This is a genomic window from [Leptolyngbya] sp. PCC 7376 (genome assembly GCF_000316605.1).
Taxonomy (GTDB): Bacteria; Cyanobacteriota; Cyanobacteriia; order Cyanobacteriales; family MRBY01; genus MRBY01.
On the sequence record NC_019683.1, the window covers coordinates 2,725,446 to 2,745,534 of the forward strand.

The window sequence follows — 20,089 nt, forward strand, 5'->3', positions numbered from 1 at the left end:
AATAAGATAAAAGAAGATTGATAGAGTGAGTGATTTCGCTCAGAAAAGTATTAAATCAGTCAAATTACTGACATCTACACCTACAGAGAAACGCTAGACTACAGGTACAATTTCTTCCTGCAAAAGTCAGCGATTACTTATAAAGAAAGTTTATTGCTTTTGGCTAAATCTTCTTATTGATATTTGAGTAAGCTCCGATGATGCATGAACATTTTACTGAGTTGCTTCGAGATATTTATGACCGTGGCCACATGGATCAAAGTCAAGCGAAGGAATTGAGAAGACTATTTTTGGAAATGTCTTCTTATAACGCTACACATATTGCTCGTTTGCGTCTTGAAAATGATATTGCGCAAGGCATCATCACTAATTCGGGCCCTTTCTGTTTACTTTGAAATGATAGTGAGCAGAGGCTTTTTCATCACTAGCAATTGCTTTCTCCTTGATACTTCAAAAATATGTGGCTAGTTTCTGGGCTATTTTTTGTATAGATAGACGCGGTGAAAATCGAGGTAGTATCACCTCAGAACCATTTTTAATGATTGTTAAAACAGGGATTTCATATTCATAGCGTGCAAACCAATCTTCATTGGTCTCTATATCACGCATCTCTATCTGTAATTCGAAATCCTGTATAGAAGTAAGTTTGTCATGTAAGCCTTCGCAGAGATGGCAACCTTTTTTGCTGTAAAAAATTATGTGATTTTTCATGGCAGTATTTGCAGACAGAAATAGGAAGGCAGGATATAAAGAAATGTAGAGTTTTATTGGCGAAGTTTGCTAACGGTAGCTTTTTAAAGGCTTTTTGAAACTTGTTTGATTAAGATAGACTTAATAGTTTTAAGTTGCCCATTATTTTGGGATAGATATATAGGCTTGGGTTTTATATGTTCTAACGACTTTGATGTTGATATAGGCAGTTGGTGATGTGATGAATGATCTTTTGCAACAAATTCAATCGGTTTTAAGTTCAGGGACAATTTCTTCGGAAGAAGAACAATGCATTAGTCAGCTTTTGTGGCGTACCCCTATGACAAAACAAATGCTTGATGCTCTCAGAAAGCTTGAGCATGAGCTTGATATGGGTAATTTGTCTTTCAAGTAAATTAAAGCGGTTTAGCTGACTTGAGTAGACTAGTTACGTTTAATTAGTGGAAACTTAATTCTTTAGTGTTTTCCTAGGGTGATTACCAATTAAAAAATATAAAAGACGAGGGGAAAGATTGATTGAGATCTTTCCCTTTGGTCATTTTGGGAAGTACACACTGATTGATTTCAGCTTTTAGTTTGCTGGAATTTTAGAATTGAGGCTGTTCAAATTCGCTACTGACAAATCCGAGTTCATAAAGTTGTTTGTAGGATTTTGAGCCAAGATCGCTTGCGGGACTCTGAGAGCGAATGACTTGAATAAGTAGTGGTACAGAAAGTTCTGGTTTACCTTGGACGCGATGGACTAAGGCAAGGCGGTATGTTGCGGTGTCACGCATATCTCCAGCTTCAATGGCTGCAACTCTTTCTGCATCGTAGACAGCGTTATCGATACCCTGGAAGCTATTGGCGATATCGATGTGAAAGTTAGACAGTTGGTTGAAGATTTGACGGGCTTCTTGGAGTCTTTCGACTGCAACGTCATAATCTTTGTCGGCGATCGCCGCGATTGCCTCGTCCATGAGTTCGGAGCCACCGGCCATGCTGAGGAGACTGTCACCATTTTTTAGAGGGCGCAGTTCACTTAAGTTTTGTTGGGTAGGCTCAGGCTGTGCCAAAATCGGTGGCATAATTGCCAGAGAGAATCCCATTGCCAAACTAGCTAGTGGAATCAAACGATGGATGTTTGTTGCTTTCATAATTGTCGTCAAGCGGTGATTTGACACGGTAACGTTTTGAATGTGTACATCTCGATCCCACGTAGGGGATGGACAAGGAGAGGGTTTGCGGTATGGCAGCACCAGAGGTATCGCCACAACAAGGTCTTATTTTACAACGGGGACAAGCAGAACTTTTATTGCATAAGCTGGATGATCGCCTAACTGTTGCGTTTCGAGATCAAGATGTTGACCTGCTCGAAATTGTTCCGGGTCTAATGTATCGTCCGTTGTCATTATGTGGCAAAGATTTTTTCATGCAGGAAGTGATTGTGCCGCCAGAGGACTTGGAGTCGGTTCTTGATTCGGCGCGACAAAGTGATGAGATTTTGTTTGCAAGCCATGTCTACCAACTGGCTTATTCAATTGATAGTTTTGTCTATCTCACCAATCAGCTAACGGTTCAGTTTGCTCAAAGTCTATCTCCCTATGAGCATCAAGGGTTTGGCGATCGCCACGGTTTGAAATTAGTGCGTCCAGTTTTGGGTTTAGAAAATACGTTTATTTATGAGCTCACAAAAGAAACAGCTATTAACCCAATTAAACTTGCAAATCAATTGCGGATATTGGCTGGGGTCAATGTTGCAGAAGCCAATGTGATTTTGCCGCAGGAATCTCTCGGATTTGATTTGCCCACGGATACGTTATTCCAGGAGCAATGGTATCTCCACACGCCAGATCCAGATCAACCTGATCAGCCCCAAGGAATTGATGCAGTAGGAGCTTGGGAAACAACAAAGGGCGATCGCTCGATTGTAATTGCTGTGACCGATGATGCCATTGATCTCAACCATCCCGATTTCCAAGGTCAAGGAAAAATTGTTGCACCGTACGATTTCGGCGAGCGTGATTTTTTACCGACTCCAGAGCACACTCAGGAAAGCCACGGAACTGCTTGCGCTGGTTTAGCCGTTGCTGAGGAGACTGGAACTGGAATTGTTGGCGTTGCTCCAGATTGTGCCCTGATGCCTTTGAAAACCACAGGTTATCTCGATGATGATTCCATCGAATCGTTATTTTTGTGGGCTGTAGAGAAAGGTGCTGATGTTATTTCTTGTAGCTGGAATGCGGCGGCTGTTCACTTCCCTTTGTCTCTTCGTCAAAATGCCGCGATTCACTATGCAGCAACGGCAGGACGGGAAGGGAAAGGTTGTGTCATTGTATTTGCGGCAGGCAATGCTAATCGGCCCTTAGACGGGACGATTTACGAACGAAGCTGGCATAACAAAATGCTGTATGGACCAACAGAATGGCTCAATGGCTATGCAAATCACCCGGATGTGATTGCAGTGAGTGCTTGCACTAGTCAAAATCAAAAGGCTGTTTACAGTAATTGGGGTTCGGAGATTTCTGTTTGTGCACCGAGTAATAATGCGCCCCCAGTAATGTGGTTTGCGGAACATGGCTATTTACCGACAGCTCCTGAGGTACAGGAAAATCTTGCAGGACAAGGGATTTTGAGTACCGATGTGATGGGTGAATTTGGCTATAGTGATGGCCACTTCACTCGGGATTTTGGTGGGACTTCTAGCGCTTGTCCATTAGTTGCTGGAGTCGCGGCTTTGGTTCTCTCTGCAAATCCGATGCTGTCTGCGGCTGAGGTGAAAGAGATTCTCGAAAATACTGCCGATAAAATCGTGGATTCGACCCGCGATCGCCAATTAGGTTTACAGCTCGGTACCTATGATGCACTGGGACATTCGCGGTGGTTTGGCTATGGCAAAGTGAATGCTCGTCGCGCTGTTGAGGCGGCAACAAATCGGTTTGTGGATGTCGAGGAGCCAGAATTTGTTGTTGAGCAAAGCAATGACTTAGAGCTGGAAATTCCAGATGGCACTGAGGAAGGCATCACTAGTTTAGTGGCTTTTGTAGAGCAGGGCAGAATCCGCGATATCTCGGTGACAGTGGAGATAGATCATGAATATATGGGTGATGTGGAAGTACATTTGCGTACTCCTAATGGCAAAGTTTTTCTGCTGCAAAACCGTTCTTTGGGCAGCCGTAATTATCTGCAAAAAACCTATACTCCGGTGAATACTCCTGGCCTTAAACAATTAATCGGCCTGGATATCACCGGTGAATGGACATTGTGGGTACTGGATCTCAGTCCTACTGATGTTGGCTCTTTAAAGAATTGGTCGCTGCAATTGAAGTATTAGTGACTTAAATTCTCTGGCAGCAATTTATGGGATGACGGGTGTGCCATTAAGCTCAATAGTTCTTTCGCCATCACAGAGGCCTAGCCCTAATTTCCAGCGAGATGGAAAATCGGCATCAATAAATTCGACTTTGACATTGCCCCAGTAATAGGTGAGTTCGCCATCTGCTCCTTCGCGGAAAGTGTCACATTTTTTAGAGGAAGATGCTTGTACCCAGTATCCGTAATATGTGCCGCGATCTTCGTATTGTCCGGCTAAGCCATCGAGAAATACTGTGCCAAAACCACCACCATATTCCCAAATTGCTGTGCTGCCCCGATCTTCTGCGTAGACCACGCCAAATTCTTCTGTGCGCCAAACTTCGTCTGCTGTCGCTTTTTGGGCCAAACCGAAACATGTGGCGATCGCCAAACACCCTAAACCGAACTTCTTGTCCATGACATTCCCCTCAGAAATTGCTGTGTGCTCATCATACCAAGGGGATGGTGTTAAAGATTGATGCGAGGGAGGCGATGTTTAAAGCCACACATGATCTCGTAGGAAATGGTGCCGAGCTGATTTGCCCATTGATCTACCGTGAGGCGATCGCTCCCATCTTCGCCGATCAAGGTCACGACATCGCCCACCTGCACATTGGTTAAATGGGTGACATCGAGCATGATTTGATCCATTGTGATCGACCCGATTTGGGGAGCCAACTGACCATTCACTAAAACTTTGAGGTTATTGGATAAAGTTCGCGGAATCCCATCGGCATAGCCAATTCCCACTACCGCAATTTTGGTTTCTGTTGCTGTGACAAAACGATGGCCGTAGCTTACTCCCGTTTCCGGTGGCAAAGTTTTGAGTTGGGTAATACGGGCTTTTACTTGCATTACTGGTTTGAGATCAACTTTTTCTTCGAGATGGGGAGCCGGATACGCACCATAAATCGCTAAACCGACTCGCACCAAATCGTAATGAAATGCTTGCCCAAGAATCGTTCCCGCCGAATTAGAAAGATGCAATTTCGGCAAGGGAATATCTCGTTGTTTAAGTTCAGCGAGAGCTTGTTTGAACCGTTGATGTTGCAGATGGGTCATCGTTAAATCTTGTTCATCTGCGGTCGCAAAATGGGAATAAAGGCTGGCGATCTCCAAGTTTTCAGAAGAATGTACCGCTTCAATGAATAGAGGTGCTTCCTCCCAACGGGTTCCGAGGCGTGACATACCAGTGTCAATTTTGAGATGAACGGGCAATGTTTTACCCAATCTCGCCATTGTCTTTTGAAATAATTGTTGCTGCTCAATGGTGCAGAGAGTCGGTTGTAATTCCCAATGGGCGATCGCCTCAATTTCTATCGCAGTATTTGTTGCTCCCAAAACTAAAATCGGGGCAGTAATACCAGCTTCCCGCAGTTCAACGCCTTCCCCTAATGTGGCGATCGCCAACCAAGTTGCCCCATTGGCTAAAACCGTTTCTGCAATTTTGATGACGCCATGACCGTAAGCATCTGCTTTAACTACCGCTAACAGTTCAGTGTGAGGCGCAAGTAGTGCTTTTAAAGCCTGGATATTATGCGCGAGGGCAGCATGATTAATCTCTACCCAGGCTCGCTGCCGAATCGCGTCGGAAAATTGATAATGACGACATCCTTGAGACACGATATGCGAAAGTTTTTCTCCATCCAGCACTGGCGATCGCTCCAATCCAACTTTCAACTCATTGTAAATAAGAAGCCTTAAGCGTGAGCCCATCCCTTTGTCAGAAACATTGCCGAATTTCACGAACCATAGCGCTGATTTACAAAGTCAAAGGTGATGCTGGAGTTCCACAGTAGAATGATGGGCGGATTTGCTTACGGGGGAAATAAATTTTGAGTCAGGCTTTAGAAAATGTGGTGTTGCGCCGGGTACGGGTGCTCGATCCAGTGGCAAATTTAGATCAACCACAGGATCTCTTAATTCGAGAAGGTAAAATTCAGGCGATCGCCGCGCAGCTAACCGATATTCCAGACGGTGTGGAAGAACGAGAAGCTGATGAACTGATCCTTGCTCCCGGATTGGTGGATCTTTATAGCCATTGCAGTGAACCCGGTTATGAATCCCGCGAAACGTTAGCGCAATTTGCTCAGGGGGCGATCGCTGGTGGTTTTACTCAAGTTGGAATTTTGCCGGATACTCAGCCAACTTTAGACAACTTAGGACAACTCAAAAGTTTTGAACAGTCAATTACCGCCTTACCTGAACCCAAGCCCACTTTTCAGTCTTGGGCCGCAATCACCAAAAATATTCAAGGTGAAGCCCTAACTGAATTGGGCGAATTAACCCAAGGTAATATCTGCGGCTTTAGCGATGGCAGAGCTATTAATAATTGGGGTTTGTTGCGTCGTACCCTCGAATATTTACGCCCCCTAAATCAACCTATTGCCCTCTTTCCTAAAAATCTTGCCCTCCACAATGGTGGAACAGCCCGTTATGGCAAAGCGAGTTTGATGTATGGTTTGGTCGAAGAATTGGTCTCCGTCGAAACTACGGCGATCGCCGCCATTTGTGAATTAGTCACCGAACTCAAAACCCCTGTTCACTTGATGCGTCTTTCGACGGCGCGGGGTGTGGAACTGATCGCCGACGCGAAAAAACGAGGGCTGCCTATTACTGCCAGCACTACATGGATGCACCTCCTCTGGAATACAAAAGCCCTTAGTACCTACGACCCCCTCCTCAAATTTGACCCACCTCTCGGCAATCCTAGTGACCAAGCGGCTCTTATTGAAGCGGTTAAAACAGGCATTATTGAGGCGATCGCCATCGACCACCAGCCTTATCTCTACGAAGAAAAAACCGTCAGTTTTGGCAAAGCACCGGTGGGTGTCATCGGCTTAGAACTCGCGCTACCGATCCTTTGGCAAAATTTTGTTGTGTCCCAAGATTGGCAACCCCTCGAACTCTGGCGGGCTCTCAGTATTAATCCTCAAAAATGTTTGGGTGAAAAAATGGAGGCGATCGCCCCCGAAAATCCTCAACCTCTAATTCTGTTTGACCCGAATAAAACGTGGCAGGTCAACCATGACAATCTCCATTGCCCCCAAACCAATACTCCTTGGTGGAATCGCTCTCTATCCGGCAAGGTCGTCAAATCATTTCTGTAAGACAGCTTTTATTGTAAACAAATTACTGCAAGCAAAAAACGATTCCATCAAGCATTCACTTAACGAAACCGTTCCGAATTTTTAAAGCGACATCATGATCACAATGACATCGAATACTTAGTACTTATAGCTATCAGTCTTGAAAGGACCTTCCACGGAAACATTGATATAGTCCGCTTGAGTTTTAGTGAGTTGGGTAACCACACCACCAAAGCCTTCAACCATGTAGCGAGCCACTTCCTCATCGAGATGCTTGGGAAGAACCTCAACAGTAATGGAGCGCTCAGCAGGTGCTTGGTCAGCAAACTTACGCTCAAACAAGAACATTTGTGCGAGGACTTGGTTTGCAAAGGAGCCATCCATAATCCGAGAGGGATGACCCGTCGCATTACCGAGGTTAACCAAACGACCTTCCGCCAAGAGAATCAAGAAATCTTGGGGATCGTCACTACGGTAAACTTTGTGAACTTGTGGCTTAACTTCTTCCCACTTCCAGTTTTCACGCATGAAAGCAGTGTCAATCTCGTTGTCGAAGTGACCAATATTGCAGACTACTGCACTAGGCTTGAGCGCTGCGAGCATATTGGAATCACAAACGTTGAAGTTACCAGTTGCAGTAACCAAGAGGTCAGTTTTTGCCAATAGGTCTTTGTCAATGCTCTCAGCACCCGTGTTAACGCCGTTGATGAAGGGAGAAACCACTTCATAACCGTCCATGCAAGCTTGCATTGCACAGATGGGATCTACTTCAGCGACTTTGACGATCATCCCTTCTTGACGAAGAGAAGCGGCGGAACCCTTACCGACATCACCATAACCAATCACGAGGGCTTTCTTGCCAGCCATAAGGTGGTCTGTACCGCGCTTGATCGCATCGTTCAAGCTATGGCGACAGCCATACTTGTTATCATTTTTTGCTTTAGTAACGGAGTCATTAACGTTAACAGCGGGAATTTTTAGCTCGCCTTTTTCGAGCATTTCATACAAGCGGTGTACACCAGTCGTTGTCTCTTCGGTCACACCATGGATGCTGTTCAGCATGTTGGGGTAGGTTTCGTGGATGTAGCCAGTGAGGTCACCACCATCATCCAAAATCATGTTGGCTTTCCATAGGTCACCTTCGGGCGTACGGCAGGTTTGCTCAATGCACCACATATATTCTTCTTCGGTTTCTCCTTTCCAGGCGAAGACAGGCACTCCTGACTCAGCAATGGCGGCAGCGGCGTGATCTTGGGTGGAGAAGATATTGCAAGATGACCAACGCACTTCCGCACCTAGTTCGACTAGGGTTTCAATCAGCACAGCAGTCTGAATTGTCATGTGAATACAGCCAATAATCTTGGCGCCAGCCAAAGGTTTGCTGTTGCTGTACTTTTTTCGGATAGTCATAAGGGCAGGCATTTCGCCTTCTGCGATCGCAATTTCCTTGCGTCCCCAGCTCGCTAGGTTAATATCAGCGACCTTATAGTCACGGGTGAGTGTTGAAGTGCTCATAAATCTCCTATCCAATTAATATCCATAGAGAGTTGATCAAAAAATAAGCTTTAGCTGATCTAGGGGATGAACCGATCTAGTAATCAAGACTATTGATCTGTATTGCTCAGGCAAAATCATCTCAAGGATCAGCAATGCTAAAAACAATTTAAAGTGTAACGTAACCTTAAGCTAGTGGGATTCGTCAGTTTTTCCCAATTAGGATGATTCATCAAAATTCAAGATATTTTGTACAAGAAAAGTCCATTATTGATATTCGTCTGAATTGCTTCTTGCCATATTCCCTCTGACACTTGCGTTTGGCGATCACCTCCCTGCAACACCTGCTTAGACTTCATTCCCATAGTGCATAACCCCTTTTGTCTGTGGTAATGTCTCATCTTCACCGAAGAATATTGCTGCATCCTGAGCTACACAGTTTTTGGGGAGATGTATCTTAGATAAGAGGATGTTTGAAAAGTAAAAGTTTTAAGCAAGTCTTCTCAGTAATAACCGAATAGAAGCAAGATAGAGAAAGGCCTCCGCACTTGCAGTCGTGTATTCATAATCACGGCTGAGACGACGACACCAATAAAACCATCCAAAGCCAACGACGAGGGAGTAAGCAGAAGTCTTTGCGTTCAGATGGGCGCAGCACCATCTGCAAAATAACGCCAAAAGTATCCATTACCCAATGGCAGAGCGCCTGACCTCGATAGCCTCCATCGACATAGAGCAAATACCATCGTTGAAAATTGAATGAACTCTGTCGTAATCTCTCTAATAGCAGTCGTAATCCTTGTGTATCACTAACATTAGCGGCAGTGACAACAGCAACCATCAAAAGACCAAGGCTATCTCCTATGATGTGTCGTTTCCTCCCCTTTACCCGTTTATTGCCGTCAATCCCAACGTGCTCATGAATCATCGAGGCACTATCCACCGACTGAGAATCCACCACCACATAGCTAGGAGAGGAGGGCGGTCATGATTAGCTGTACGCTCATACTCGTAGAGGGTCTGATTGATACATTCGAGGGTGCCATCATCGCGCCATTGGGCAAAGTACCAATAGACTGTTTGCCATTTGGGAAAGTCATAGGGCAAGGAACGCCAGGCAATCCCTCCCATCAGGATATACAGCAGGGCATTCACCACCTGTCTCAAGTCAACGGAGCGAGGTCTTCCTCCAGACTTTACTGATGACAATAATGGTTTTAGGAGATGCCACTGGTCATCACTGAGATTTGTTGGATATGATTCAGACATGATTTTATTCAGAGATTTCAGTACTTCTACAGACTAAATCTCTTTTTTTCTGCTTGCGATACCTTTTTCAAACATCCTCTAAGGATTGGGTGAAGTTTTTGCGACACGCCAAAATAAATAAAACAATTTAGGAAACATATAAAAATGTTTGATTGGGTTTCCTCGCTCTTTGGGAAAAAAGTCAAGGGTATTAAAGCAACTGTCGAAATTTATACTTGGCAAACTTGTCCTTACTGCATTGCTGCGAAAATTCTTCTTTTTTTGAAAGGCGTAAAGTTTACGGAATACAAAATCGATGGAGATTCCCAAGCTCGTGACAAGATGTCAGAACGTGCTAATGGTAAACGTTCAGTTCCCCAAATTTTCATTAATGATGATCATATTGGCGGCTGTACTGATCTGTTTGATTTAGATCAACGGGGTGAATTAAAGATACTGTTACAGAAGTGATTACTCACGCTGAATATGAGCGCCATTTGTTTTGGATGAAAAAGGCGATCGCCCTTGCAGAGATTGCAGGACAGTCTGGGGAAATACCGGTGGGGGCAATTATTGTGGATAATCGGGATCAAATTCTTGCCCAGAGCGGTAACAGGAAAGAAAAAGAAACTGACCCCACTGCCCATGCCGAAGTACTCGCTATTCGGACTGCGAGTCGCCATCGTCAAAATTGGCACTTAAATGATTGCTCTCTATATGTAACCCTTGAGCCCTGTCCAATGTGTGCGGGGGCGATTATTCATTCCCGCCTAAAAACTGTTATTTATGGCGCTGATGATCCCAAAACTGGTGTATTACGTAGTGTCGCCAATTTTCCCGACGCCTTATTCTCCAATCATCGTCTTAATGTGATTGGTGGTATTGCTTCGAATGATTGTCGTCAACTTTTACAAACCTGGTTTATGAGGAATCGGTAAAGATGCCGCCAAATCGCATACAAATGGGTAACTTAGAACTATATAAGATTACTAAGTAATTGCTTCACGAGGTCTAAATCATGGTTCAGTCGGCAACAGTTTCTTCTATCAAGCAAGAGGGCGATCGCCTCACTATTAAAGCCCCTATTTCTGATACTCGACCATGGGGAACATTTACCGTTTTAGACGAAGGCCCTGGTTACAAAATTAAGCGTATTGAAGTCAATCCTGGCCATCGCTTGAGCCTCCAGATGCACCATCACCGCAGTGAACACTGGATTGTTGTTTGTGGTACTGCTCTTGTTGAATGTGGTGAAACAAAAGAACTTCTTACCCCAAACCAATCCACCTATGTTCCTGCTTGCACGAACCATCGTCTCGAAAATCCTGGCGTTGTCCCCCTCGTCCTAATCGAAGTTCAAAACGGCGAGTACCTTGGCGAAGATGATATTATTCGTTTCCAAGACGATTATTCCCGTGCCTAGGTTAACTGGCTCTCAAAGCTAAACCATGATTCAAATTACACCCACCGCTGCCCAAGAGATTAAACGCATTCAGCGTAGCCGTAATGTTCCTGATAGCTTCCTGCGTCTTTCAATAGCTAAAGGTGGGTGTCTCGATTTTATTTATCAGTTCTCTCTCGAAATGGAACCCCAAGAGGGCGATCGCCAATACAGTAGTCGCAACATTAAAATATTGGTCGACCCTTCAGACGAAACATCCTTGGCAGACCTAAACCTTGATTTTTCCGAAGACTTGATGGGAGGTGGCTTCCGCTTTAGCAACCCTATTGCCACAAAAATCTGTAATTGCGGCCAATCTTTTCAGACCTCACCTTGACAGATAGGATTAGAACTCAATAAAATGATCTTTTGTCAATGCTAATGGCCTATGCCAATTTTTGCGTGTAGGGCAGTTTTTTTATGCCAACTATCCAACAACTTATTCGTTCTGAACGATTTAAGCTAAAGAAAAAGACCAAGTCGCCTGCACTAAAGCAATGCCCTCAGCGTCGTGGCGTTTGCACTCGTGTATATACGACTACGCCGAAGAAGCCTAACTCTGCACTCCGTAAGGTTGCACGTGTTCGTCTGACTTCTGGCTTTGAAGTGACTGCTTACATTCCCGGTATCGGTCATAACCTCCAAGAGCACTCCGTTGTTCTAATCCGTGGTGGTCGTGTAAAAGATCTTCCCGGAGTTCGTTATCACATCGTACGTGGAACTCTTGATGCGACTGGCGTTAAAGACCGTCGTCAAAGCCGTTCCAAGTATGGCGCGAAGCGTCCTAAAGAATAAATTATTCTCCCTATAGTTTGTTTATTGGCGTAGAGTTGCGATCGCCAATTTACAGAAACTAAGACAAGACTAGAAATTACTAGTCACGTCTAAAATATATTTTTATGATAAAAACTTGAATTGATACCTTTATTTAGCTCACGACTAAGCGAAGAATAAATCAAGTAAAACTGCTGCCCCATACGTTTTTGCTAGCGTATAAACCCTAAGCACACCCTTATTTAAACTCTGTACAAAGATGTCTCGTCGTTCAGTAACAAAAAAGCGTGAAGTACCCCCAGACGCGGTGTACAACAATCGCCTACTCAGTATGACCATCCGCCGCGTAATGAGCAGCGGTAAAAAGTCCTTGGCAGCACGGATTGTCTACGATGCCTTAGACATTATTAAAGACAGAACAGGAAGCGATCCTATCGAAGTTTTCGAAGAAGCAATTCGCAACCTCACTCCCCTCGTCGAAGTGAAAGCTCGTCGTGTTGGTGGTGCAACCTATCAAGTACCAATGGAAGTTCGCCAAGGCCGTGGCACCGCATTAGCATTGCGCTGGTTAATTGGCTATGCTCGTCAACGCTCTGGTAAAACCATGGCGATGAAGCTTGCCAATGAATTGATGGATGCAGCGAATGAGACTGGTGGCGCGATTAAGAAGCGCGAAGATACTCATCGCATGGCTGAAGCAAACAAAGCTTTTGCTCACTATCGCTATTAAAACTTTGATGATTGCCTGAGGGGAGTCTCGCTAATCGAAGTCTCAATCTGCGAGAGCATGTTGAGATTTTGGGCCGGAATTCCCCTTTTCGCTAGACGAACTTGGCAAGCAACACTATAATTGTGAGTCGCGATTGCAAAGAAATATTACGCTTCCGTTGTCAGAGTCTCTGACACTGCTCGTGGCTGAACCTTTGCAATGATCTTAGCTCCCAAAAATCTTTTAGATGCAGGAGAACATAATGTCACGAAGCATCGCCCTAGAGCATGTCAGAAATATTGGAATTGCTGCGCACATCGATGCGGGTAAGACCACGACAACTGAAAGAATTCTGTTCTACTCCGGTATTGTTCATAAGATCGGAGAAGTTCACGATGGTAATGCTGTAACTGATTGGATGGAGCAGGAGCGTGAGCGTGGCATTACGATTACTGCGGCGGCCATTAGTACTAGCTGGCGTGATCAAAAGATCAATATTATTGATACCCCTGGGCACGTAGATTTCACGATTGAAGTGGAACGTTCGATGCGTGTGCTTGATGGTGTGATCGCTGTTTTTTGCTCTGTTGGTGGCGTTCAGCCTCAATCCGAAACTGTTTGGCGACAAGCAGATCGTTATTCCGTTCCCCGGATTGCATTCGTAAATAAGATGGATCGTACTGGTGCGAACTTCTTTAAGGTTTACGATCAAATCAAGGGACGTTTAAAAGCGAATGCTGTACCTATTCAAATTCCCATTGGTGCAGAAAATAATTTTGAAGGGATTATCGACCTCGTCAAAATGCAGGCCAATATCTACAAGGATGAGATCGGTCAGGATATTGAAGTCTGTGATATCCCAGAAGGCCTTCAAGAGCAAGCAGAAGAATATCGAACATTAATGGTAGAGGCGATCGCCGAAGCCGATGAAGCTTTACTTGAGAAATATTTAGAAGGCGAAGAGTTTACCGAGACAGAAATCATTTCAGCTCTGCGTAATGGCACGATTTCCGGAGAAGTTGTTCCTTTGCTTTGTGGCTCAGCCTTTAAGAACAAAGGAGTGCAGCTACTGCTTGATGCAGTTGTAGATTACTTGCCTTCCCCTTTGGATGTCCCCGCAATTACTGGTGAACTTCCTGATGGTAGTGAAGGAAGCCGTTCAGCTAGTGATGATGAGCCATTTGCTGCTCTAGCATTCAAAATTGCGTCTGACCCCTATGGCAGACTGACATTTATTCGAGTTTATTCCGGGGCAATTGAGAAAGGTAGTTATATCTATAACTCTACGAAAGATAAAAAAGAACGCATTTCTCGATTGATTGTCCTCAAGTCCAATGAGCGCATTGAAGTTGACTCATTGCGGGCTGGGGATCTCGGTGCAGTAATTGGTATGCGGGATACCACCACAGGCGACACTCTCTGTAATGTAGATGAACCGATTATCCTCGAATCACTCTATGTTCCAGAGCCCGTTATTTCTGTGGCAGTAGAGCCCAAGACCAAGCAAGATATGGAGAAGCTCTCAAAGGCTCTCCAATCACTATCCGATGAAGACCCGACCTTCCGTGTCAGTGTCGATCCGGAAACCAACCAAACCGTGATTGCAGGGATGGGAGAGTTACATCTCGAAATTCTTGTAGACCGGATGCTTCGCGAGTTCAAAGTTGAAGCAGATGTTGGTCAACCCCAAGTCGCTTACCGTGAAACAATTCGCCAGAAAGCTGATGCTGAAGGTAAATTTATCCGTCAAAGCGGCGGAAAGGGTCAATATGGCCATGTTGTCATCCAGATTGAACCTGGAGATGAAGGCAGTGGCTTTGAATTTGAATCAAAGATAGTCGGTGGTACCATTCCACGCGAATACATTCCTTCCGTTCAGCAAGGAATGAAAGAGGCATGTGAATCTGGTATTATTGCTGGCTACCCAATGATTGATCTCAAAGCAACCTTGCTCGATGGATCATTTCACGATGTGGACTCTTCAGAAATGGCATTCAAAATTGCAGGTTCCATTGCAATTCGCGATGCTGTTGACCAAGCAGCCCCAGTAGTGTTAGAACCCATTATGCAGGTTGAGGTTGAAGTACCTGAAGATTTCCTCGGTGAAATTATGGGTGACCTCAATGCCCGACGGGGCAACATCCAAGGCATGAATTCCGATGACGGTATTGCTAAGGTTTCAGCTAAAGTTCCACTAGCTGAAATGTTTGGCTATGCCACTGATATCCGTTCTAAAACCCAAGGACGTGGTATCTTCTCTATGGAATTTAGCAATTATGATGAAGTGCCTCACCACGTGGCTGAAGCCATCATCGCCAAAAACAAAGGGAACGCACACTTTTAACGATTAAGGAAAAACAAAACTCATGGCACGCGAAAAGTTTGAAAGAAACAAACCCCACGCCAATATTGGTACTGTTGGTCACGTTGACCATGGTAAAACCACTCTAACTGCGGCTATTACAATGGCTTTGGCAGCAGCTGGCGGCGCAAAAGCTCAAAACTATGAAGATATCGATGCTGCTCCTGAGGAGAAAGCACGTGGTATCACAATCAATACTGCTCATGTAGAGTATGAAACTGGTGAGCGTCACTATGCTCACGTTGATTGCCCTGGTCACGCTGACTACGTCAAGAACATGATTACTGGTGCAGCACAAATGGACGGCGGTATCCTCGTTGTTTCCGCTGCTGATGGTCCTATGCCCCAGACTCGTGAGCACATTCTTCTTGCAAAGCAGGTTGGTGTTCCTAGCTTGGTTGTTTTCCTTAACAAAGAAGACCAGGTTGATGATGAAGAGCTTCTAGAACTCGTTGAACTTGAAGTTCGTGAGCTTCTTGATGAGTACGACTTCCCCGGCGATGATATTCCCATCACAACTGGTTCTGCACTCAAAGCTGTTGAAGCTTTGACTGAGAACCCCGCTATTAAAGCTGGTGAGAACGAATGGGTAGACAAGATTCTTGCTCTCATGGAGAGTGTTGACAGCTACATGCCTCTTCCTGAGCGTGATGTTGATAAGCCTTTCTTGATGGCGATTGAGGACGTCTTCTCAATTACTGGTCGTGGTACTGTTGCAACTGGTCGTATCGAGCGCGGTAAGGTAACCGTCGGTGAGACTATCGAGATTGTTGGTATTAAAGACACTCGCGAAACCACTGTGACTGGTGTTGAGATGTTCCAAAAGACTCTCGATGAAGGTCTTGCTGGTGATAACGTTGGTGTACTTCTCCGTGGTGTTCAGAAGGAAGATATTGAGCGCGGTATGGTTCTTGCTAAGCCCAAGTCCATCACGCCTCATACTAAGTTTGAGGCTGAGGTATACGTTTTGACTAAGGATGAAGGCGGTCGTCACACTCCTTTCTTCCCTAACTATCGTCCTCAGTTCTACGTTCGTACAACTGACGTAACTGGTGTAATCACTGACTTCACTGCTGATGATGGTTCTGCAGCTGAAATGGTTATGCCTGGCGATCGCATCAAGATGAGTGTTGAGCTCATCTGCCCCGTTGCAATTGAGCAAGGTATGCGCTTTGCGATTCGTGAAGGTGGTCGTACTATTGGTGCGGGCGCGGTTTCTAAGATTGTTGAGTAATCTCATCAACTAAATATCAAAAGGAGTAGGTTAAAGCTTATCGACCTGCTCCTTTGTTCTCTTCGATAAGCATTGGGTAACTCTCAGCTTGAATCTACCCACAATTTGTACCTTGAAAAATCAAAAATATGGCTACTTTACAACAGCAAAAGATACGAATCCGTTTGAAAGCATTTGATCGTCGTTTACTCGACACTTCTTGTGAAAAGATTGTTGATACTGCTAATCGCACTAACGCTACAGCGATTGGTCCTATCCCTCTTCCCACTAAGCGTAAGATTTATTGTGTGCTCCGTTCTCCCCACGTAGACAAAGATTCTCGTGAGCACTTTGAGACTCGTACTCACCGTCGCATTATTGATATTTATCAGCCTTCTTCTAAGACAATTGATGCTTTGATGAAACTTGATCTTCCTGCTGGTGTTGATATTGAAGTCAAGCTCTAAATGAGTTTACCTCCTGATTTTTAATAGGATTATTTAAAGACTCCCGAATCGGCTTGAAGCCAGCGGGAGTTTTGTTGGTTTAGCTTAAGTTTTCTATATCCGTTAGAGTATATATACATCCTGATTCTGTCGCTGCCAATGACTCCTTCCTCTGTTGCTGTTCGAGAGCTGCCTTTGTTTCCGCTTCCCGAAGTGGTGTTATTTCCTTCTCGTCCATTACCTCTTCATGTGTTCGAGTTTCGGTATCGCATCATGATGAATACAATTTTGGAAAATGATCGGCGTTTTGGTGTGCTGATGGTTGATCCTGTTGATGGCAGTATCGCAAATGTTGGGTGCTGTGCAGAGGTTGTTCATTGCGAAAAACTGCCGGATGGTCGTATGAAGATGTTGACGATTGGTCAGCAGCGGTTTCGGGTTTTAGATTATGTTCGAGAAAAGCCCTATCGAGTCGGTTTGGTTGAGTGGATCGAGGATGATCCGATGAGTGGTAATTTGTCTTCTTTGGCAGTGGATGCAAAACAGATTTTGATGGATGTGGTGAGCCTTTCGGCAAAGTTAGCGGATCAGCCTTTAGAATTGCCCGATGAGTTGCCTGATTTGCCACGAGAATTGTCTTATTGGATCGCGGGTAGTTTGTATGGTGTGGCAGAAGAGCAGCAAGCTTTATTAGAACTACAAAATACTCAGGAACGTTTGCGTAGAGAAGTGGAAATTTTAACGTCAACTCGGAATCATCTGGCGGCGCGTACTGCATTAAAAGACGCTTTAAACTAGGGAGTTTAATTGGGAGTGGGTCTGGGAAAAAACTTTTGAAGAAGAATGGAAAAGTCGGCAGATTGGTCTTCTGAGGAATTTGATGCGGCGATCGCCGACTTTACAGAAATCCAGACGGATATTAATTATCATGAGGCTCAGGAAACCCTTAAGCAATTGCTTCAGAATTTGGATCTGACGGAGCGAGAGCAATATGGGTTACAACAGGATATTCAGCAACTGGGTTTGATGTTCGATAAATTGGAGCATTCGGTGCTTCAGATTGCGGCATTTGGGTTGGTGGGTCGAGGTAAGTCGTCAGTTTTGAATGCATTGCTAGGAGAGTCTGTGTTTCAGACTGGCGCTTTGCATGGGGTGACGACAGAGATTGGGCAAGCAATTTGGCAAGTAAGTGAAGAAAATATTGGTGATAGTCGGGTGCAACGTGTCTCGCTGAGCGATCGCCAACATAGCCGTTTAGAGTTAGTTGATACGCCCGGTATTGATGAAGTGAATGGTGAAACGCGTGAGCAGCTGGCAAAGTTGATTGCTCAGCAGATGGATTTGATTTTGTTTGTGGTCGCCGGGGATATGAGTCGAGTGGAATTTGAGGCTCTGTCGCAATTGCGGGAAGTCGGCAAGCCGATGATTCTGGTTTTCAATAAAGTGGATCAATATCCTGAGACTGATCGGGAGCTGATTTATCAAACGATTTGCGATCGCCGCGTGAAGGAAATTTTATCGCCGGATGAGATTGTAATGGTCGCGGCTTCTCCTTTAGTGGCAAAAGTTTCTGTTGATGCAACGGGTAAACGTCAGGTCACGCGAGAACGAGGTCAATCGAATGTCGTTGATCTAAAGCTCAAAATTCTCGAAATTCTGGAGCGGGAAGGAAAAGCATTACTGGCACTAAACTCGATGCTTTTTGCGGATGCGACTCACAAAAAAGTTCTCCAACGAAAGTTGCTATTGCGAGAAAGGGCAAGCGATCACCTTATTGAAAAGGCGATGGTGACAAAAGCGGCAGCTGTGGCCTTAAATCCAGTGACTGTGCTGGATATTTTTAGTGGGGCAATGGTTGATGTTGTCTTAATTATTCGGCTGTCTCAACTTTATGGGCTGAACTTGCAACAGACTGAGGCGATCGCCCTACTACAAAAAATTGCGTTGAGTATGGGTGGGATGACAGCAGGGGAATTTATCGCGAATTTAGGGTTGAGTTCCCTTAAAGGGATGCTTGGATTTTCGATCCCAGCCACCGGAGGATTGTCCCTTGCTCCTTACATTTCTGTGGCCATAACTCAAGGGGCGATCGCTGGACTGTCGACAAAAATTATTGGCGAGGCGACGAAAAGCTATCTCATCACAGGAGGAGCATGGGGCGATAATAATCCAAAAGCAGTAGTACGCAAAATTATTGACTCTCTAGACCGTGAATCGATTCTCTATCGCCTCAAACAGGATTTGACTGCGAACTTACGCTCATAACGCTTTATCGTTACGGCGCAGTTTGAGATGAAGCTGCCAAAATTTCTTGGGAAATAAACGGTAGGATCTCACGATTTTTAGCGTGTTCTTGTCCTTCAGTAAATGCAATTAAAAGATAAGGAGGTTGCTCGGGCACTTCAATATAAGCGGCATCATGGCGGACATGACTTGTCCAACCTGCCTTTGACCAAAGCTGACTACCTTCAGGTAATGCTTCCCCGAGAAAACCAGTCACTTGGTTTTCATCTTCATCGATAGCGGCGAGACTCTGCGGATTAATGCTGCGACTTAACAACGTCACCATTGACTGACATCGTTCACTAGAAACTGCTACGCCTCCCATAATCGCGTGAAATAATCGGGCGATCGCCTTGGTCGTGAGCATATTGCGGTTGTCGTAATTCTTGCCGAGGAATTGCCGTTCCCTGCCGTAGGGGCCATCTCCCCAAGGTTTTTGATTCACATTAATCGAGGCGAGTTCTTCCCAACCGAGATTTTTGTAGAAGCGATTTACGATATTGCGTTGGTAGCTCCACGTTTTTAATGGTTCTGGTGGTAGTTCGGGCCCACTGGTTGTGCCGCTGAGCGTATCTAAAATGTAGCTGGTCGCATCATTGCTCGACTCAATAATCATGTCGTGAATCGCTCGCTGCAATTCTGCCGAATCTGCCACCATATTACCCTCTAGCCATTCGTGAATAGCCACAAGATAAAACAGTTTAATGACACTTGCTGGATAAATACGCTCATCACCGCGATAACTAAAACCCCTCACTGGATGCTGCCAAAAAGCCTCAGGAGATAGGGCTCCACCCGTATTCACAATCACTGGCTCATCGTAGACAATCCAACTCAGAGCTAGCTGTTCCGGTTTGAGCGTGGGAAATTTTTGCCATACACTCTGCAACACCTGTTGACCTAACTCTTCGAGGCGATCGCTACTTTGATAGAACGTCAAAACTAAACTCTCAATATTATGAATGATAGAATTTTGGCATATTTTT

The 20,089-nt window shown here is 44.9% G+C and carries 20 protein-coding genes and 1 pseudogene; 14 read left to right on the forward strand and 7 right to left on the reverse strand.

The features are described 5' to 3' along the window. Positions 1-450 precede the first annotated feature (450 nt). A complete protein-coding gene (locus tag LEPTO7376_RS12090; protein WP_015134456.1) occupies positions 451-711 on the reverse strand; it encodes a glutaredoxin family protein in 261 nt (86 codons plus the stop codon). Between the two features lie 220 nt (positions 712-931). Between LEPTO7376_RS12090 and LEPTO7376_RS26425 the strand changes: the two genes are divergently transcribed. Further along, positions 932-1,105, forward strand: coding sequence for a hypothetical protein (locus tag LEPTO7376_RS26425; protein ID WP_015134457.1), 174 nt, complete (start codon positions 932-934; stop codon positions 1,103-1,105). A 193-nt stretch (positions 1,106-1,298) separates the two neighbouring features. Here the strand turns inward: LEPTO7376_RS26425 and LEPTO7376_RS12095 are convergent, their stop codons facing one another. Then, positions 1,299-1,847 (reverse strand): hypothetical protein, encoded by a 549-nt coding sequence (locus LEPTO7376_RS12095; RefSeq protein WP_015134458.1) that lies wholly within the window; start codon positions 1,845-1,847, stop codon positions 1,299-1,301. Between the two features lie 92 nt (positions 1,848-1,939). Here LEPTO7376_RS12095 and LEPTO7376_RS12100 point away from each other — a divergent pair, with 92 nt between their 5' ends. Further along, positions 1,940-4,024: a S8 family serine peptidase gene (locus LEPTO7376_RS12100; RefSeq protein ID WP_015134459.1), complete on the forward strand. Its 2,085-nt coding sequence runs from the start codon at positions 1,940-1,942 to the stop codon at positions 4,022-4,024. Between the two features lie 24 nt (positions 4,025-4,048). Here the strand turns inward: LEPTO7376_RS12100 and LEPTO7376_RS12105 are convergent, their stop codons facing one another. Together LEPTO7376_RS12105 and alr are read right to left on the reverse strand one after the other, a co-directional pair. Further along, positions 4,049-4,462, reverse strand: a complete 414-nt coding sequence (locus LEPTO7376_RS12105) for a hypothetical protein (RefSeq protein WP_015134460.1) — start codon at positions 4,460-4,462, stop codon at positions 4,049-4,051. 50 nt (positions 4,463-4,512) lie between these two features. Continuing rightward, on the reverse strand, positions 4,513-5,697 hold the full coding sequence (gene alr, locus LEPTO7376_RS12110) for an alanine racemase (RefSeq protein ID WP_015134461.1): 1,185 nt from the start codon (positions 5,695-5,697) through the stop codon (positions 4,513-4,515). A gap of 182 nt (positions 5,698-5,879) precedes the next feature. Between alr and LEPTO7376_RS12115 the strand changes: the two genes are divergently transcribed. After that, positions 5,880-7,154, forward strand: a complete 1,275-nt coding sequence (locus LEPTO7376_RS12115) for a dihydroorotase (RefSeq protein ID WP_015134462.1) — start codon at positions 5,880-5,882, stop codon at positions 7,152-7,154. Positions 7,155-7,271: 117 nt separating this feature from the next. On the opposite strand, the gene ahcY is transcribed toward LEPTO7376_RS12115, so the two are convergent. Together ahcY and LEPTO7376_RS24790 are read right to left on the reverse strand one after the other, a co-directional pair. Then, positions 7,272-8,648, reverse strand: coding sequence for an adenosylhomocysteinase (ahcY, locus tag LEPTO7376_RS12120; RefSeq protein WP_015134463.1), 1,377 nt, complete (start codon positions 8,646-8,648; stop codon positions 7,272-7,274). Positions 8,649-9,116: 468 nt separating this feature from the next. Continuing rightward, a pseudogene (locus LEPTO7376_RS24790) lies at positions 9,117-9,896 on the reverse strand (IS5 family transposase). Positions 9,897-10,040: 144 nt separating this feature from the next. Between LEPTO7376_RS24790 and grxC the strand changes: the two are divergent. The 11 genes from grxC to LEPTO7376_RS12180 all read left to right on the forward strand — a co-directional run bounded on the left by grxC (position 10,041) and on the right by LEPTO7376_RS12180 (position 19,085). After that, on the forward strand, positions 10,041-10,346 hold the full coding sequence (gene grxC, locus LEPTO7376_RS12130) for a glutaredoxin 3 (protein WP_015134464.1): 306 nt from the start codon (positions 10,041-10,043) through the stop codon (positions 10,344-10,346). After that, positions 10,343-10,813: a tRNA adenosine(34) deaminase TadA gene (tadA, locus tag LEPTO7376_RS12135; protein WP_015134465.1), complete on the forward strand. Its 471-nt coding sequence runs from the start codon at positions 10,343-10,345 to the stop codon at positions 10,811-10,813. Before grxC ends, tadA begins: the two co-directional genes overlap by 4 nt. Before the next feature lie 80 nt (positions 10,814-10,893). Beyond that, positions 10,894-11,298, forward strand: coding sequence for a phosphomannose isomerase type II C-terminal cupin domain (locus tag LEPTO7376_RS12140; RefSeq protein ID WP_015134466.1), 405 nt, complete (start codon positions 10,894-10,896; stop codon positions 11,296-11,298). Between the two features lie 25 nt (positions 11,299-11,323). Continuing rightward, positions 11,324-11,653: an iron-sulfur cluster assembly accessory protein gene (locus LEPTO7376_RS12145; RefSeq protein WP_015134467.1), complete on the forward strand. Its 330-nt coding sequence runs from the start codon at positions 11,324-11,326 to the stop codon at positions 11,651-11,653. An 83-nt stretch (positions 11,654-11,736) separates the two neighbouring features. Then, positions 11,737-12,111 carry a 30S ribosomal protein S12 gene (gene rpsL, locus LEPTO7376_RS12150; RefSeq protein ID WP_015134468.1) on the forward strand — a complete coding sequence of 125 codons (375 nt, stop codon included), beginning with the start codon at positions 11,737-11,739 and terminating at the stop codon, positions 12,109-12,111. A 238-nt stretch (positions 12,112-12,349) separates the two neighbouring features. Beyond that, a complete protein-coding gene (gene rpsG / locus LEPTO7376_RS12155) occupies positions 12,350-12,820 on the forward strand; it encodes a 30S ribosomal protein S7 (RefSeq protein ID WP_015134469.1) in 471 nt (156 codons plus the stop codon). 241 nt (positions 12,821-13,061) lie between these two features. Continuing rightward, positions 13,062-15,143 carry an elongation factor G gene (fusA, locus tag LEPTO7376_RS12160; protein ID WP_015134470.1) on the forward strand — a complete coding sequence of 694 codons (2,082 nt, stop codon included), beginning with the start codon at positions 13,062-13,064 and terminating at the stop codon, positions 15,141-15,143. A 22-nt stretch (positions 15,144-15,165) separates the two neighbouring features. After that, a complete protein-coding gene (gene tuf / locus LEPTO7376_RS12165; RefSeq protein ID WP_015134471.1) occupies positions 15,166-16,395 on the forward strand; it encodes an elongation factor Tu in 1,230 nt (409 codons plus the stop codon). A 128-nt stretch (positions 16,396-16,523) separates the two neighbouring features. Beyond that, positions 16,524-16,841 (forward strand): 30S ribosomal protein S10, encoded by a 318-nt coding sequence (rpsJ, locus tag LEPTO7376_RS12170; RefSeq protein ID WP_002800099.1) that lies wholly within the window; start codon positions 16,524-16,526, stop codon positions 16,839-16,841. Between the two features lie 138 nt (positions 16,842-16,979). Further along, complete coding sequence (locus LEPTO7376_RS12175) at positions 16,980-17,618, forward strand: LON peptidase substrate-binding domain-containing protein (RefSeq protein WP_015134472.1); 639 nt, start codon at positions 16,980-16,982, stop codon at positions 17,616-17,618. A 45-nt stretch (positions 17,619-17,663) separates the two neighbouring features. Continuing rightward, entirely contained in the window at positions 17,664-19,085 is a 1,422-nt protein-coding gene (locus tag LEPTO7376_RS12180; RefSeq protein WP_015134473.1) for a GTP-binding protein, read from the forward strand. Between the two features lie 10 nt (positions 19,086-19,095). On the opposite strand, the gene LEPTO7376_RS12185 is transcribed toward LEPTO7376_RS12180, so the two are convergent. Further along, positions 19,096-20,043: a serine hydrolase gene (locus tag LEPTO7376_RS12185; RefSeq protein WP_015134474.1), complete on the reverse strand. Its 948-nt coding sequence runs from the start codon at positions 20,041-20,043 to the stop codon at positions 19,096-19,098. Positions 20,044-20,089: the final 46 nt, after the last annotated feature.

What these genes read in the sequence shown, in the direction of transcription:
- LEPTO7376_RS12095 (WP_015134458.1), bottom strand. Translation starts at nt 1,847, where the DNA reads ATGAAAGCAACAAACATCCATCGTTTGATTCCACTAGCTAGTTTGGCA.
- ahcY (WP_015134463.1), bottom strand. Translation starts at nt 8,648, where the DNA reads ATGAGCACTTCAACACTCACCCGTGACTATAAGGTCGCTGATATTAAC.
- LEPTO7376_RS12145 (WP_015134467.1), top strand. Translation starts at nt 11,324, where the DNA reads ATGATTCAAATTACACCCACCGCTGCCCAAGAGATTAAACGCATTCAG.
- LEPTO7376_RS12175 (WP_015134472.1), top strand. Translation starts at nt 16,980, where the DNA reads ATGACTCCTTCCTCTGTTGCTGTTCGAGAGCTGCCTTTGTTTCCGCTT.
- LEPTO7376_RS12105 (WP_015134460.1), bottom strand. Translation starts at nt 4,462, where the DNA reads ATGGACAAGAAGTTCGGTTTAGGGTGTTTGGCGATCGCCACATGTTTC.
- fusA (WP_015134470.1), top strand. Translation starts at nt 13,062, where the DNA reads ATGTCACGAAGCATCGCCCTAGAGCATGTCAGAAATATTGGAATTGCT.
- LEPTO7376_RS12090 (WP_015134456.1), bottom strand. Translation starts at nt 711, where the DNA reads ATGAAAAATCACATAATTTTTTACAGCAAAAAAGGTTGCCATCTCTGC.
- grxC (WP_015134464.1), top strand. Translation starts at nt 10,041, where the DNA reads ATGTTTGATTGGGTTTCCTCGCTCTTTGGGAAAAAAGTCAAGGGTATT.
- rpsL (WP_015134468.1), top strand. Translation starts at nt 11,737, where the DNA reads ATGCCAACTATCCAACAACTTATTCGTTCTGAACGATTTAAGCTAAAG.
- tuf (WP_015134471.1), top strand. Translation starts at nt 15,166, where the DNA reads ATGGCACGCGAAAAGTTTGAAAGAAACAAACCCCACGCCAATATTGGT.
- LEPTO7376_RS12180 (WP_015134473.1), top strand. Translation starts at nt 17,664, where the DNA reads ATGGAAAAGTCGGCAGATTGGTCTTCTGAGGAATTTGATGCGGCGATC.
- LEPTO7376_RS26425 (WP_015134457.1), top strand. Translation starts at nt 932, where the DNA reads ATGAATGATCTTTTGCAACAAATTCAATCGGTTTTAAGTTCAGGGACA.
- LEPTO7376_RS12140 (WP_015134466.1), top strand. Translation starts at nt 10,894, where the DNA reads ATGGTTCAGTCGGCAACAGTTTCTTCTATCAAGCAAGAGGGCGATCGC.
- LEPTO7376_RS12100 (WP_015134459.1), top strand. Translation starts at nt 1,940, where the DNA reads ATGGCAGCACCAGAGGTATCGCCACAACAAGGTCTTATTTTACAACGG.
- rpsG (WP_015134469.1), top strand. Translation starts at nt 12,350, where the DNA reads ATGTCTCGTCGTTCAGTAACAAAAAAGCGTGAAGTACCCCCAGACGCG.
- rpsJ (WP_002800099.1), top strand. Translation starts at nt 16,524, where the DNA reads ATGGCTACTTTACAACAGCAAAAGATACGAATCCGTTTGAAAGCATTT.